Origin of the sequence: Microbacterium sp. NPDC089189, assembly GCF_040685095.1 — a bacterium.
Classification (GTDB): Bacteria; Actinomycetota; Actinomycetes; order Actinomycetales; family Microbacteriaceae; genus Microbacterium.
Map to the genome: position 1 here is coordinate 1 of NZ_JBFBHG010000008.1, position 14,089 is coordinate 14,089.

14 protein-coding genes are annotated in these 14,089 nt (G+C 70.6%); 9 read left to right on the plus strand and 5 right to left on the minus strand.

The window, feature by feature from the left end; translation table 11 throughout:
- The first annotated feature begins 213 nt into the window (after positions 1 to 213).
- From purL to AB0N73_RS06125, 5 genes are all read left to right on the plus strand, one after another.
- On the plus strand, positions 214 to 2,556 hold the full coding sequence (gene purL, locus AB0N73_RS06105) for a phosphoribosylformylglycinamidine synthase subunit PurL (RefSeq protein ID WP_363561433.1): 2,343 nt from the start codon (positions 214 to 216) through the stop codon (positions 2,554 to 2,556).
- Positions 2,556 to 2,690 carry a hypothetical protein gene (locus AB0N73_RS06110; RefSeq protein WP_363561435.1) on the plus strand — a complete coding sequence of 45 codons (135 nt, stop codon included), beginning with the start codon at positions 2,556 to 2,558 and terminating at the stop codon, positions 2,688 to 2,690. The genes purL and AB0N73_RS06110 overlap by 1 nt, the downstream gene beginning before the upstream one ends.
- A 131-nt stretch (positions 2,691 to 2,821) precedes the next feature.
- Positions 2,822 to 3,814, plus strand: a complete 993-nt coding sequence (locus AB0N73_RS06115) for a hypothetical protein (RefSeq protein ID WP_363561437.1) — start codon at positions 2,822 to 2,824, stop codon at positions 3,812 to 3,814.
- Positions 3,815 to 3,854: 40 nt separating this feature from the next.
- Positions 3,855 to 4,574: a hypothetical protein gene (locus AB0N73_RS06120; RefSeq protein WP_363561439.1), complete on the plus strand. Its 720-nt coding sequence runs from the start codon at positions 3,855 to 3,857 to the stop codon at positions 4,572 to 4,574.
- A 269-nt stretch (positions 4,575 to 4,843) separates the two neighbouring features.
- The gene (locus tag AB0N73_RS06125) at positions 4,844 to 5,476 is read left to right on the plus strand and encodes a TetR family transcriptional regulator (protein ID WP_363561440.1); all 633 of its coding nucleotides are present in this window, start codon (positions 4,844 to 4,846) and stop codon (positions 5,474 to 5,476) included.
- A 109-nt stretch (positions 5,477 to 5,585) separates the two neighbouring features.
- Here the strand turns inward: AB0N73_RS06125 and AB0N73_RS06130 are convergent, their stop codons facing one another.
- From AB0N73_RS06130 to AB0N73_RS06140, 3 genes are all read right to left on the minus strand, one after another.
- Positions 5,586 to 6,482, minus strand: a complete 897-nt coding sequence (locus tag AB0N73_RS06130; protein WP_363561442.1) for a glycine betaine ABC transporter substrate-binding protein — start codon at positions 6,480 to 6,482, stop codon at positions 5,586 to 5,588.
- Between the two features lie 88 nt (positions 6,483 to 6,570).
- Positions 6,571 to 7,542, minus strand: a complete 972-nt coding sequence (locus AB0N73_RS06135; RefSeq protein ID WP_363561444.1) for an ABC transporter permease subunit — start codon at positions 7,540 to 7,542, stop codon at positions 6,571 to 6,573.
- Complete coding sequence (locus AB0N73_RS06140) at positions 7,542 to 8,840, minus strand: glycine betaine/L-proline ABC transporter ATP-binding protein (protein WP_363561446.1); 1,299 nt, start codon at positions 8,838 to 8,840, stop codon at positions 7,542 to 7,544. The genes AB0N73_RS06135 and AB0N73_RS06140 overlap by 1 nt, the downstream gene beginning before the upstream one ends.
- 425 nt (positions 8,841 to 9,265) lie before the next feature.
- Between AB0N73_RS06140 and AB0N73_RS06145 the strand changes: the two genes are divergently transcribed.
- Genes AB0N73_RS06145 through AB0N73_RS06155 form a run of 3 tightly spaced genes read left to right on the plus strand, consistent with a single transcriptional unit; the run spans position 9,266 to position 11,267 of the window.
- Positions 9,266 to 9,658, plus strand: a complete 393-nt coding sequence (locus AB0N73_RS06145) for a GntR family transcriptional regulator (RefSeq protein WP_363561448.1) — start codon at positions 9,266 to 9,268, stop codon at positions 9,656 to 9,658.
- Positions 9,655 to 10,572: an ABC transporter ATP-binding protein gene (locus tag AB0N73_RS06150; protein WP_363561450.1), complete on the plus strand. Its 918-nt coding sequence runs from the start codon at positions 9,655 to 9,657 to the stop codon at positions 10,570 to 10,572. The genes AB0N73_RS06145 and AB0N73_RS06150 overlap by 4 nt, the downstream gene beginning before the upstream one ends.
- The gene (locus tag AB0N73_RS06155) at positions 10,569 to 11,267 is read left to right on the plus strand and encodes a hypothetical protein (protein ID WP_363561452.1); all 699 of its coding nucleotides are present in this window, start codon (positions 10,569 to 10,571) and stop codon (positions 11,265 to 11,267) included. Before AB0N73_RS06150 ends, AB0N73_RS06155 begins: the two co-directional genes overlap by 4 nt.
- 121 nt (positions 11,268 to 11,388) lie before the next feature.
- Here the strand turns inward: AB0N73_RS06155 and AB0N73_RS06160 are convergent, their stop codons facing one another.
- Positions 11,389 to 11,691 (minus strand): chorismate mutase, encoded by a 303-nt coding sequence (locus tag AB0N73_RS06160; RefSeq protein WP_363561454.1) that lies wholly within the window; start codon positions 11,689 to 11,691, stop codon positions 11,389 to 11,391.
- A gap of 54 nt (positions 11,692 to 11,745) precedes the next feature.
- Here AB0N73_RS06160 and AB0N73_RS06165 point away from each other — a divergent pair, with 54 nt between their 5' ends.
- Positions 11,746 to 12,876, plus strand: coding sequence for an AI-2E family transporter (locus tag AB0N73_RS06165; protein ID WP_363561456.1), 1,131 nt, complete (start codon positions 11,746 to 11,748; stop codon positions 12,874 to 12,876).
- A gap of 13 nt (positions 12,877 to 12,889) precedes the next feature.
- Here AB0N73_RS06165 and AB0N73_RS06170 read toward each other — a convergent pair whose 3' ends face one another.
- The gene (locus tag AB0N73_RS06170) at positions 12,890 to 14,089 is read right to left on the minus strand and encodes a beta-propeller fold lactonase family protein (RefSeq protein ID WP_363561458.1); all 1,200 of its coding nucleotides are present in this window, start codon (positions 14,087 to 14,089) and stop codon (positions 12,890 to 12,892) included.

Here is a 14,089-nt window from a genome sequence, read left to right on the forward strand (position 1 = left end):
GGGGTGTTGCGGCGCGCCACCCCGCATACGCGACGAATGAACAGGGGTGGGGGCGCGGAGCGACGCGGAGCCGCACGCGCCGGCAGCGGAACCGCACGCACCGGCAGCGGAACCGCGCACGCGCGGGCAACGACGCGCACACGCGCGGGGATGGGGCCGCGCAACTAGACTGAGCGGGTCCGGCACCCGTGATCCCTGGAGCTCAGCCGCGTGATGACCCCCTCTTCGAACGCGACCGCCTCGCGTCCCGCCGCAGACACCGTCGAGAACGCCGTGTCGACGCCCGAGCGCGAGCAGCCGTACGCGGCACTCGGCCTCAAGCCCGACGAGTACGACCGCATCCGCGAGATCCTCGGCCGTCGCCCCACGAGCGGCGAGCTCGCCATGTACTCGGTCATGTGGAGCGAGCACTGCTCGTACAAGTCCAGCAAGATCTACCTGCGCCAGTTCGGCGAGAAGGTCACCGACCAGATGCGCGAGCGTCTCATGGTCGGCATGGGCCAGAACGCGGGCGTCGTGGACGTGGGCGAGGGATGGGCCGTGACCTTCAAGGTCGAGTCGCACAACCACCCCAGCTACATCGAGCCCTTCCAGGGCGCGGCCACCGGCGTCGGCGGCATCGTGCGCGACATCATCTCGATGGGCGCCCGCCCCGTGGCCGTCATGGACCAGCTGCGTTTCGGCGCCATCGACCACCCCGACACGGCGCGGGTCGTGCACGGCGTCACCAGCGGCATCTCGTTCTACGGCAACTGCCTGGGTCTGCCGAACATCGGCGGCGAGACCGTCTTCGACGCGGTCTACCAGGGCAACCCGCTGGTCAACGCCCTCGCGGTGGGCGTACTGCGCCACGAAGACCTCAAGCTCGCCGACGCCACCGGCCCCGGCAACAAGGTCGTGCTGTTCGGCGCGCGCACCGGCGGCGACGGCATCGGCGGCGCGTCGATCCTCGCCTCCGACACGTTCGCCGACGGCGGCCCCACCAAGCGCCCCGCGGTGCAGGTCGGCGACCCGTTCGCCGAGAAGGTGCTCATCGAGTGCTGCCTGGAGCTCTACCAGGGCGAGCTCGTCGAGGCGATCCAGGACCTCGGCGCCGCCGGCATCTCGTGCGCCACGAGCGAGCTGGCCGCCAACGGCGGCAGCGGCATGCGCGTCGACCTCGAGAAGGTGCTGCTGCGCGACCCCACGCTGACGCCCGAAGAGATCCTCATGTCGGAGTCGCAGGAGCGCATGATGGCCATCGTCGCTCCCGAGAAGCTCGACGCCTTCCTCGCCGTCGTCGGCAAGTGGGAGGTCGAGACCAGCGTGCTCGGCGAGGTGACCGGCGACGGTCGCCTGCAGATCTTCTGGCACGGCGAGCAGATCGTGGATGTGGACCCCTCCACCGTGGCCGTCGACGGCCCGGTCTACGAGCGCCCGGTCGCCTACCCGACCTGGATCGACGCGCTCCGCGAGGACTCGGCCGCGGCGCTCCCCCGCCCCACCGACCCCGAGACCCTGCGCGAACAGTTCTTCTCGATCCTCGCCAGCCCGAACCTGGCCGACACGTCATGGATCACGAACCAGTACGACTACTACGTGCTCGGCAACACCGCGCTCAGCTTCCCCGACGACGCCGGCATGATCCGCGTCGACGAGAAGAGCGGTCTCGGCTTCGCGATCGCCACCGACTGCAACGGCCGCTTCTGCCAGCTCGACCCGGCACAGGGCGCCAAGCTCGCCCTGGCCGAGGCGTACCGCAACGTGGCCGTCACGGGCGCGACGCCCACCGCCGTCACCGACTGCCTGAACTTCGGCAGCCCCGAGAACCCCGAGGTCATGTGGCAGTTCGCGCAGGCCGTCGAGGGCCTGTCCGACGGCTGCCTCGAGCTCGGCATCCCGGTGACCGGCGGCAACGTCAGCTTCTACAACCAGACCGGTGACACCCCCATCCACCCGACCCCGGTCGTCGGCGTGATGGGCATCATCGACGACGTGGCCCGCCGCATCCCGAGCGGATGGCAGGACGCCGGCGAGAACCTGTACCTGCTGGGCGTGACCGCCAACGAGCTGAGCGGTTCGGCCTGGGCGGATGTCGTGCACGACCACCTGGGCGGACGCCCGCCGGCGGTCGACCTCGCGGCCGAGAAGCGCCTCGCCCAGCTGCTGCGCGCGGCGGGCGACCAGGGCCTCGTCTCGAGCGCCCACGATCTGTCCGAGGGCGGATTGGGCCAGGCCCTCGCCGAGGGCGTCATGCGCTTCGGCGTCGGGGCCCGCGTGTGGCTCACCGAGATCATGGAGCGCGACGGGGTGGATGCCGCATCCGCCCTCTTCTCCGAGTCGACCGGCCGCGTGATCGTGTCGGTGCCGCGCGAGGAGGACGTGAAGTTCCGTGGCCTCTGCGACGGCCGCGGGTACCCCGTGCTGCGCATCGGCGTGACCGACGAGGCCGCCGACGGCGACGAGGCGGTCCTCGAGGTCCAGGGCGTGTTCACCGCGCCCGTCTCGGAGCTGCGCACCCGCTCGCGCGCGACCCTGCCGGCGGCGTTCGGCCACACCGTGGCGGAGCCCGTCTGATGAGCGACGACCAGGAATACGAAGGCTTCGCCGACAAGCGCCAGTACCGCATGAAGGTCGTCGCCTGGGTGGCGATCATCGCGCTCGTGCTGGTGGGCGGCGGTTCGACCGTCCTCGCCCTCCTCTTCGGCTGACCCCGCACCTGCACCCGCACCCGCACCTGCCTCCGCACCCGCGAGGCAGCACTTTCGCGCCGAGACCGAGGGTTTACCCCACAGTCTCGGCGCGAAAGTGCTGTCTCGCGGGTCACGCGTAGCATGAGGGGGTGGAACCTCTGCTCGAGTTCCTCGCCGCGTGGTGGTGGACGGCACCCACTGCCGCAGGGCTGGGGGCGGTCGGCTACGCCGGCCTGACGACCGGACGCCGACGATCCCGGCGCCTGGCGCTCGACGCGGCCCGCCATCAGGAGCAGCTCGCCGTCCGCGCCCTGCTCACCGCCCGCGCGGACACGCGGTCAGCGCAGGCGCAGGTGCAGGCCGCCAAAGCTGCGCGCGCGGGAGCACCCGCCGGCGCGGCGAGCGTCGCCGAGACCCGCCGGCGCCTGCAGCAGGCGAAGGATGCGCAGCGCGCCGCCTCTCTCGCGCTGCGCGCCACCCGCCTGCAGGTGCGTGCGGAGCGTGCCCACCTGCACGCCGCCGGCACGAAGGACGAGACCCCGCTCGCTCGGCTGACGCACGAGCACGACGCGATCGCCGCGCGCTGGCTGGAGTACGAGACCGACCTCGAGACCTCGCTCGCGTTCCCGCAGATGAGCGATCCCCACCATCCGGCCACCGCCGCGTTCCTCGTGGAGCTGCAGCGCGCGCAGCACCTGCGGCCGTCGGAGGGGAGCACCCGCGTCACGCCCGAGGACTTCGTCGCCTACCGCGAAGCCGTGCACCGTCTCGACGCGGCCTTCACCTCGGCCGAGGATGCAGCCCTCCGCGCAACCGCCGACGGCACCGCGGCGCGGGCCGCCGTGTGGACCCGCCCCGCCACCCGACCGGGAGCGGCACCGCCCACCGCCTCGCGCCCCGCGGCGCCACCCACCGCATCACGCCCCACGGCACCACTCGCCGACGCCGACCCCGCACCGGCACCCGCCGCATCCGCCCGCACCCCGCACCCGGAGCCGGCACCGGCACCGGCACCGGCGCCGCAACCAGAGTCGGCCCCCGTCACCCCCGCGGACACCGACCCCGAGCGGCCCGCAGAGAAGATCCCGCTGCGCCGCACGTGGCCCGTCCCCTCGCGCGAGCGCCGTCGACCCCCGGAATGAGCCACCCGCATCCGCCGGGCGCCGCGGATAGCATGAGGCTGTGGATTTCTGGCAGTTCGTCGGCAGCTACTGGTGGCTCGTGTTCCCCGTGGGCGGCGCCGCTGCGGCTGCCATCAAGGGGATCTCCGCCACCTGGGAGCGCAATGCGCGCGAGCGCCACCAGCGCCGCCTCGAGATCCTGCAGGTGAAGAAGGGGCTCGTCCCGGCCGCTCCCGTCACCGAGGCGATCCCCGCAGCGCGGCCGGCATCGCCGTCCACGGCCCTCCCCCAGACCCTCGCCGCGCACGACGCCGTGACCGCCCGCTGGCTGGAGTACGAGCTCGACGTCGCGAAGATGATCGCCTACCCCGCGATGAGCGACGGGCGCCAGCCGCTGACCGCCGCGTTCCTGCGCGCCAAAAAGGTGGCCGACCGGATGCGGCCCGCCTCGGCCGACGGCCCCGTCGACGCCGAGCAGCTCCGCGCCTACCAGGACGCGGTCACGGACTACGAGGTCGCCTTCGAGGTGGCCGAGCGCGACGCCCGTCGCCTCAAGGACTCCTCCTTCTCACCGGCGGAGCGCAAGCGCCTGGATGTGGCCCAGCAGCTGCTCTCGGTGGCGGTCGACGAGGCGGCCACCCCGGCGGAGCGGCAGCTGGCCTACAAGCGCGTGCGCGAAGAGCTCGACGGACTCATCTCCTTGTCGGATGAGGCCGTCGACGCGCTCGAGAAGAAGGTCGCGCTCGAACTGCCGTCCACGCGCGACGACCGCACGCTCTGACGCCGCACGCTCTGACGCCGCACCATCTGACGCCGCCCCTCATCCGCCCCGCGCGGCGTGGGTGCCACGCCCACGCCCGCGCACACGCCCGTGCATCACAGAGGGCGTCGGCGATGTCCCGTTCGCCGACGCCCTCCTCACCCCGCTCGGTGCCGCATCCTCGTGGCGCCCCCCAGCGCATTCACGTTCCGTCACGCGGATGCGGGCCGACGATCCCCAACCTGGACACCATCCAAAGTTAGACTATATCCAACGCCTACACTGGGCATATGGATGGGAGCGGATCGGGGCTGCGCGAGCGGAAGAAGCGCGCCACCGAGAACGCGATCGAGCGCGCCGCGATCGATCTGGCCCTCGCCCACGGGCACGCGGCGGTCACGGTCGCCGCGATCTGCACGCGGGCGGATGTCTCGCGAAGCACGTTCTTCAACTACATGCCCTCGCGCGAGGCCGCGCTGTTCGGGCGCTCCATCCACCTCGCCCCGACACCGGTCGCCGCCGCCGTTCTCGAGGCATCGCGCGACATCCCGCTGGTGCGAGCGGTGTGCCGCCTCATCCTCGCCTCGATCGGCAACGCGCACATCAACGCCGAGGTCGCCGCGGGACGCAATCGGCTGATCCTGGAGCAGCCGGACACGCAGCCCATGATCCTGGCGCCGTTCCTCTCGCTCACCGCCGAGCTGACGGCGTTCCTGGCCGAGGCGCTGCAGGCCGACCCGTCCCGCCGCACGGTCACCGACATCCCGGTGGTCCGCGAGGCCTCCCTCACCGTGTCGCTCGCGGTGGGAGCGTTCATGGCGCTGATCACGGACCTGCAGGGCGAGGGCGACGTCGAGACGACCGAGCAGGCGTTCGACGAGGCGCTCGAGAGGCTCGCCCTCATCGCCGACGCCGGCCGCTGACCCGACGCCCCGCTGACCCGACGCCGGCCGCTGAGCGCCCCGCCGACACGAACGACAGCGCGGGCCCGGCCGAAGCCGAACCCGCGCTGCGTCGTACGGGACCGTCCGCTCAGGCGGAGGGGATCACGTCCGGGTACTGCTCGAGCCATGCCTCGATGGCCTCGGCCTCGCGGCCCTCGCCGTACTCGTTCACGACCATGTCCTCGAGCGCGCCGTACTGCTCGTCGTCCAGACGGATGTTCCCGATGAGCTCCGCGGCGTCGGGGTACTTCTCGGCGAAGCCGGCCGTGCCGAGGAAGTGGAGTGCCTCGGAGTCGCCCATCGCGCCCTTCGGGTCCTCGAGGTCCTTGATGTCGAACGCGTCGTTGGCCCAGAACGGACGCCAGAGCGTGACGACGATGTCCTCCTGGCTGGCGATCGCGTTGTCGAGCTCGGTGAGCATCGCCGCGGTCGACGAGGTGACGAGCTCGTACTCGCCGTCCAGCTCGTAGCCCGGCAGCATCGACTCCTGGGTCTGCTTGGTCAGGCCCGCGCCCGGCTCGATGCCGTAGATCTTGCCGTCGAAGCGGTCGGCCTGTCCGGCCAGGTCCTCGATCGAGTCGATGTCGACGTAGCTGGGCACCGCGATGGTGAGCTTGGCGTTGTCGTAGTACGCGCCGAGGTCCTCGATCGAGTCGCCGTACTCGTCCATGTAGGACTTGTGCGTCAGCTCGGGCCAGGCCGAGGGGTAGATGTCGATGTCGCCCTGGGCGAGGCCGGTGTAGAGCGGGCCCGCCTCGGTGAGCGTCTGCATCTCGACCGTGTAGCCGATCTTCTCCAGCTGGTTCTGCAGGAGGTACGCGGTGCTCAGCCCGTCGGTCCACGAGGGCAGGTAGCCGAGGGTGATGGTGCCCTTGTCGTCCGAGGCGTTGTCGCCTCCGGACTCGCCTGCGCCGCCGGCGCAGCCGACCAGGGTGAGGGATGCTGCCGCCCCGAGGGCGATGAGTGCTGTGATGCGGTTCTTCATGGTGCTTCCTTTCGTATGACGTCGTGCGTTCCGTATGGATCTGGTGCCGGGATGCCGCCGGTCGCTGTCCCGGCGGCATCCCGCGGGGTCAAGAGACGGAGGCCGATTCGGGGGCGAACGGCGCCCCGGCCACGGCGGGGATGCTGCGGGCGGCGGCCATCGCCTCCTCGGCGGCGGCGTTGCGGCGGGCGGCGCGACGCCGGCTGAGCACGCCCAGCAGCGACGAGCGGTACTCGCCCGGGTTTCCGAGCGCGGCGGTGACGCGGTCGAGGTAGACGGCGATGATGACCACGCTCAGCCCCGCCTCGACGCCCTTGGGGAGGTTGATGGTCGAGATCGCCTCGACGACCTGCTTGCCGAGGCCGTCGGCTCCCGCCATACCCGCGATGACGGCCATCGACAGCGCCAGCATGATGACCTGGTTGATGCCGGCCATGATCGTGGGCATCGCGAGCGGGAGCTGGATGCCGCGGAGGATCTGCCCCGGCTTGGCGCCGAACGCCTGGCCGGCCTCGACGGTCTCGGGGTCGACGCCGCGGATGCCGAGCTCGGTGAAGCGCACACCCGGAGGCAGCGCGAAGATGACCGTCGCCACGAGGCCGGGCACGACACCGATGCTGAAGAACACGATCGCGGGGATGAGGTAGACGAAGGCGGGCATCGTCTGCATGAAGTCGAGCACGGGCTTCAGCACGGCGCGCACGCGATCGCTGCGGGCCGACCAGATGCCCAACGGCACCGCGATGACCACGGCCACGACCGTGGCGACGATGACCAGGGCGAGCGTCTGCATGGCGCTCTCCCACTGCCCCATGCCCACCACGAGCACGAACGTCACGACTGTGCCGAGCGCCAGCTGCCACGAGCGCACCAGCAGGCCGATGAGCGCGGCGATCGCGATCGCGACGGGGATGGGGGTGGCGACGAGGACGTCGGTCAGCGACGAGACGAGCCAGCGCGCGACCATCGCGATCACGTCGAGCAGACCGTCGAGGTTCTCCTTGATCCAGTCGACGCCGACCTTGGCCCACGCACCGATCGGAATACGGAAGTCATCCATCAGCGCACCCCCTCGTTGTCGTTGGCGGCGCCGGCGACGGCATCGCCTGCCTCCGCGAGGACCTCATCGATCACGGCCTGCGACACCGGCTGCGGCGGCAGAGTGATCTCCTCGGTCGCGTTGGGGCCGGGGCCGAGCGCGGCGAGCAGCGTGATGCGCGGGATGACGCCCACGAGCCGGCCCTCGGCGTCGGTCACCGCGAGCGGCAGAAGCGACTCGACGGCAGGAACGAACAGGTTCATGAGCACTTCGTCCTCGCGGACGCTCTGCGGCACGGGCTTCAGCACCGAACGCAGCGACGTCTCGCCCTTGCGGATGAGCTTCACGGCATCGCGGTCGCTCACGACGCCCAGCAGGGTGCGGTCGCGGCCGGTCACGTAGACCGCCGACATGTAGGCGTCGCGCATCTGGCGCAGCGCCGTACGCGGTCCGGCCGACTCGGCGACGACGGGGCGCGGACGCTCCATGACGTTGGATGCCGTCAGCACACGGGCACGGTCGACGTCCTGCACGAACTGCTCGACGTAGTCGTTGGCCGGGTCGGTGAGGATGTCCTCCGGGGTGCCGATCTGCACGATGCGTCCGTCGCGCATGACAGCGATCCGGTCGCCGAGGAACATCGCCTCGTTCAGGTCGTGGGTGATGAAGACGATCGTCTTCTGCAGCTTCTGCTGGAGCTCCAGCAGCTGCTCCTGCATCTCGCGCCGGATCAGCGGGTCGAGGGCGCTGAACGCCTCGTCCATCAGCAGGATGTCGCTGTCGGCGGCGAGCGCGCGCGCGATCCCCACGCGCTGCTGCATGCCGCCCGAGAGCTCGGAAGGCAGCTTGTCGCCCCATCCGGCCAGGCCCACCAGCGACAGCACCTCTTCGGCCTTGGCCAGGCGTTCGGCCTTGGCGACGCCCTTGAGCTCGAGCGAGTAGGCGACGTTGGCGGCCACCGTGCGGTGCGGCAGGAGCGCGAAGTGCTGGAAGACCATCGAGATGCGGTCGCGGCGCAGCGCGCGCAGCGCCGTCGGCGAGATGTCGGTGACGGGGTCGCCGTTCACGGTGATGCTGCCGCTCGTGGCGTCGTGCAGTCCGTTCAGCATCCGGATGAGCGTGGACTTGCCCGATCCGGACAGACCCATCACGACGAAGATCTCGCCGGGAGCCACGGTGAAGCTGGCGTCGATGACGGCGGCCGTACCGGCGAGCTCGTCACGGCTCTTGCCCGCCTTCAGACCGTCGATGACGGCCTGGGGGTTCTTGCCGAAGACCTTGTACAGGTTCTTCGCTTCGATCGCATACGCGCTGGTCACTGTGTTGCACCTCGGCAGCCCGGGGCAGGGCTGCGACGGTCACGCCCGGGTGACGACCGCAGGCGGGTCACGTCGGGGCGTGACGCGCGCAGGCACCGGGCATAGGACTCGGGCAAGGCCGCCGACCGTACGCTCACCTGCTCGGCATCCTCGGGTGGATGCGGCGGCGACCGCGGACTGGTCGTGGGCCCAGCGACGGGCCTTTCCCAACGTTTCATGCGTGTGCAAGTGGCGCAAATCGGCGGCGGCCGTTGACGCGGTGAGGCGCCGTCGCTAATCGCGCACGTGATATCACCGCCGTCCGACCCTCGCAAATTCGTGCGCTTCCCGCATCCGACCGGGCATTTCCTCGCGACGCTTGACAACCTCATGCGCACCGTTGCATGGTTAATCAGTCAAGTAAGTAACCAAGGAACGAGGCCACCGTGATCGAAGAGGGCAGACCGCTCTTCCTGCAGATCGCGGAGAGCGTCGAGGACGCGATCGTCGACGGCAGCCTGCCCGAAGAGGGCCAGGCGCCGTCGACCAACGAGCTCGCCGCCTTCCACCGCATCAATCCCGCGACCGCCGCCAAAGGAGTCAACGTGCTCGTCGAAAAGGGTGTGATCCACAAGCGCCGAGGGATCGGGATGTTCGTCTCCCCGGGTGCGCGTGAGCTGCTGCTGTCCGAGCGCCGCACGGCGTTCGCCGACCGCTTCGTCGAGCCGCTGCTCGCCGAGGCCCGAAAGCTGGGGCTGGGTCCCGACGACCTCGCCCGTCTGATCTCCGACCGCGCCGCACGGGACGCGTCGGCTCCGACAGAAGGGACTACACCGTGACCCACGTGATCGAGGTGACCGGCCTCACCAAGCGCTACGGCAGCACTGTGGCCGTCGACGACGTCAGCTTCACGATCGAGAAGGACGCGATCTACGGCCTGCTCGGGCGCAACGGCGCGGGCAAGACGACCGTCATGTCGATCCTCACCGCGCAGAACTTCGCCTCCGCCGGCACCGTCCGCGTGTTCGGCGAGGACCCGTACGAGAACGCCCGGGTGCTCTCGCGCCTGTGCTTCGTCCGCGAGAGCCAGAAGTACCCCGACGACGCCCTCCCCACCCATGCCTTCCGTACGGCGCGGCTGTTCTTCCCGAACTGGGATCAGGAGCTCGCCGATCGCCTGATCGCCGACTTCCAGGTGCCGCTGAAGACCCGCATCAAGAAGCTCTCGCGCGGCCAGCTGTCGGCCGTCGGCGTGGTCATCGGCTTGGCGTCCCGCGCCGAGGTCACGTTCTTCGACGAGCCCTACCTCGGGCTCGACGCCGTGGCCCGGCAGATCTTCTACGACCGGCTGCTCGAGGACTACACCGAGCACCCGCGCACGGTGATCCTCTCGAGTCACTTGATCGACGAGGTGTCGAACCTGATCGAGAAGGTCCTCGTGATCGACCGGGGCCGCATCATCATGGACGAGGACACCGATTCGGTCCGGGACCGCGCCGCCACCATCGTGGGCGACAGCGCGGCCGTCGACGCCTTCGTCGCAGGCCGCGAGGTGATCCACCGCGAGTCGCTCGGGCGGGTCGCATCGGTCACCGTCCTCGGCGCCCTCACCGACGAGGATCGACGACGCCTCGCCGCGTCCGAGCTCGACATCGTCCCGGTGTCGCTGCAGCAGCTCATCGTCCGCACCACCCAGCACGCCGCGCCCGCATCCGCCGAGGCGGTCGCACCCGAGAACGGAGCACTGCGATGAACCGCACCCTCAGCGTCGTCCGGATGCAGCTGATCAACCGGCAGACGTTCATCTGGATCCCGCTCATCGTCCTCGCGGGATCCCTCGTGATCACGCTCGCCATCTACGGCATCCTCCGTGGCACCGGCGGGGTGACCATCAACCTCTACGGCGGCGGCGCCCAGGCCCCGCTCTGGTACTTCCTCTACGTCGGGGTCTCGTCGCTCACGCTCACCTTCCCGTTCTCGCAGGCGATGAGCGTCACGCGTCGAGAGTTCTTCCTCGGCACGCTCCTCACCGCGGTCATCACCTCCGCCCTCCTGGCCGCGATCTTCGTCGCGGGCGGAGCGTTCGAGGTCGCGACCAACGGATGGGGCATGGACGGGTACTTCTTCGCCCTCGACTGGCTCTGGACCGCGGGACCCCTCGTCGCCTTCGCGTTCTACTTCGTGACCGCGATGCTGTTCTTCATCGCCGGCTTCTGGGCGGCGACCATCTTCAAGCGGTTCGGCGCGATGTGGCTGACGATCGTGCTCATCGGGATCGCTGCACTGCTCGTGCTCGGCCTCTTCGTGGTGGCCCGCACCGACGCCTGGACCGAGCTGTTCGGATGGTTCGCGACGATCGGCGCCGTGGGCCTGACCGGCCTCATGGCCGCCGTCGCCCTGGTGTTCGCCGCCATCGCGTTCCCCGCGTTGCGGCGGGCCACCCCGTAGCCCCTGCACGCATGAGCGCGGCCCTCGCCGCCCCGGTACTGCGGCGCACCACCCCTCGCAGCCGCACACGGAAGAGGCCCCTCCCGATCTCGGGAGGGGCCTCTTCCGTGGATGCCGCGGGTCAGGCGGTGCCCTGCGCCGCCGCGGTGTGGTGGCGGATGACCTCGCCCACCACGAAGTTGAACCACTTCTCGGCGAACTCGGGATCCAGATCCGCCTGCTCGGCGAGGCTGCGCAGGCGTGCGATCTGACGTTCCTCACGGCTCGGGTCGGAGGCGGGCATGCCGTGCTCGGCCTTGAGCGCGCCCACGGCCTTCGTGCAGCGGAAGCGCTCGGCGAGCATGAAGATCAGGGCGGCGTCGATGTTGTCGATGCTCGCGCGCAGGCCCCCGAGAAGGGCGTTCGGGTCGATGGGCTCGGTCATGGCGGCCTCCTTTGGTTCGAGGGTAGCGCGGGCCCCCACCCCTAGAGTGTGAGCATGACCGACGCGCCCGCGCCCGACAGCCCCTCGACGCCCGTCCCCGGCGGGTCGTTGCCGAACGGCATCCGGTGGCGCGCGGTGCATCATCCGTTCGCGCTCGGGTTCTTCGTCACCCTCGGCGCGCTCGTGGCGTTCGTGCTGGGTCTCGCGGTCTCGAACCTGTCCACGGTCATCATCTACGTGGTCTTCGCGCTGTTCGCCGCGCTCGGGCTCGACCCGATCGTCCGGCTCCTCGAGCGTCGCCGGGTGCCGAGGGTCTGGGGCATCGTCATCGTCTACGTGGGTTTCGCCCTCGCGGTCGCCGCCGTGCTGCTGCTCATCATCCCGACCGTCGTGCGGCAGATCGTCGAGTTCGTCAAGAGCGTGCCGACCTTCTTCGCCGACTTCCAGCGCACCGACGTCTACCACTACCTCCACGACACCTTCGGCACGGCGCTGACCGACCTGCTCACCCAGCTGCAGGACTTCCTGACCACGCCCAGCAACCTCGCCGCGATCGGCGGCGGCGTGCTGCAGGTCGGCGTGACGATCGTCACCGGCATCTCGGGCGCGATCATCGTCGTGGTGCTCAGCCTCTACTTCACCGCAACGCTGCCCACGATGAAGAAGTCGTTCTTCCAGCTGGCGCCCGCCTACTCGCGGCCGCGCGTCGCCGACCTCACCGAGAAGATCACCGACTCGATCGGCGGTTACCTGATGGGGATGGTGATCCTGGCGTTCTGCAACGCGATGTTCGTGCTCATCATGTTCCTCATCCTGGGCCTGCCGTTCCCGCAGCTCTTCGCCGTGGCCGCCTTCTGCATCACGCTCATCCCGCTCATCGGAACCGTGCTGTTCTGGGTGATCGGATCGGTGTTCGCGCTCTTCGCCGACCCGACCGGCGCGCTCGTCTTCGCGATCGCCTACCTGGTCTACATGCAGCTCGAGGCATACCTACTCACGCCCCGCGTGATGAACCGGACGATCTCGATCCCCGGCGCGCTGGTCGTGATCGGCGCGCTCGTGGGCGGAACCCTGCTCGGCCTGCTCGGTGCCCTCGTGGCGATCCCCGTGACGGCCTCGGTGCTGCTCATCATCAAGCAGGTGCTGATCCCGCGTCAGGACGCCAAGACCGAGCCCGACGCCTGACCCGTCGCGGAGCTCACCGCGCCGGCAGCAGGCACGACGGTGACGGCACCGCCACCCGCGCGCGGGCCCGGGCCGGAACACCCGACCGCGTGTCGAGCGTGATCGAGGCGATCTCGTTCGACCTCTGCCCCGCCACCACCAGGGTGTCGCGGGCGATGATGTGGTGCCGCGGCCAGACGACTCCCGCCTCGGCGAGGGCGACGGAGCGGAGTGACGCGCCGTCGCCCGTCACCCGCAGCGCGGCGATCGTGTCGCTGCCGCGCACACCGGCGTAGACGAAGGCGTCGTCGGCGGATGCGGCCAGCTCCGCCGCGCGGTCGACCTCCGGTCGGATCTGCGGCGACAGCGGCGCACCGCCGACGAGTCGCCACCGCCCGGACGCATCCGGGGCGAGGACGAAGACCTCGCACGAGAGCTCGGTGAGGACGTACAGGTGCCCGCTCGGATGCCAGACCATGTGGCGGGGGCCGCTGCCCCGCGGCAGCACGACCTCGCCGGCGCGGCGCAGACCGTCACCGGCCGGGCGCCAGAACCGCACCAGGTCGAAGCCCATGTCGGTCGTCGCGACGAGACCGCCGGGGAGGAACAGCGACTGGTGCGCGCGTGAGACGCGCTCCTCGGCATCCTGCGGCGCGGCGGCGAGCACGCGCACCGGCGCAGGCTCGTCGTGGTGCGGAACGAGGTGCGCGAACTCCTCACCCGCCGCGTCCCGCAGCGCCCGGGCGGCGGCCGCGAGGTCGCCGTCGGCGTCCGGCAGCTCCGACGACGTCGCCGACATGCTGCCCTCGGCATACGGGTCGGCTGCCGCGGGCGCGACCGAGGGCGCGGAGGGGCGACCCGCCGCATCCAGGCGCATCCGCACGAGACGACCGTCGCCCCAGCAGGACGCGAGCAGGAAGCGCCCGTCCGGCTCGACGGCGATGTGGCAGACGAGGGCGCCCGCAACGACGGGAGCGCCGAGGCGCTGGAATCCGCGGTCGGCCGTCCGACGGAACGCCTGCACCGCCCCCTCGGACTCGAGGGCCGCGTACACGACGTCCACAGTCGGATGCGCCGTCAGCCACGACGGCGAGCCGGTCGTTGCCGCCACCGTCCCGCCGAACGACAACTGCCCGCCGGCCAGCGGCTCGTCGGCCCCACCGGCGACGATCTCGCCGATGCCGTCGGCGGCGCCGTCCATCTCCGCCGTGTAGCCGCCGACCCAGAACCGCAC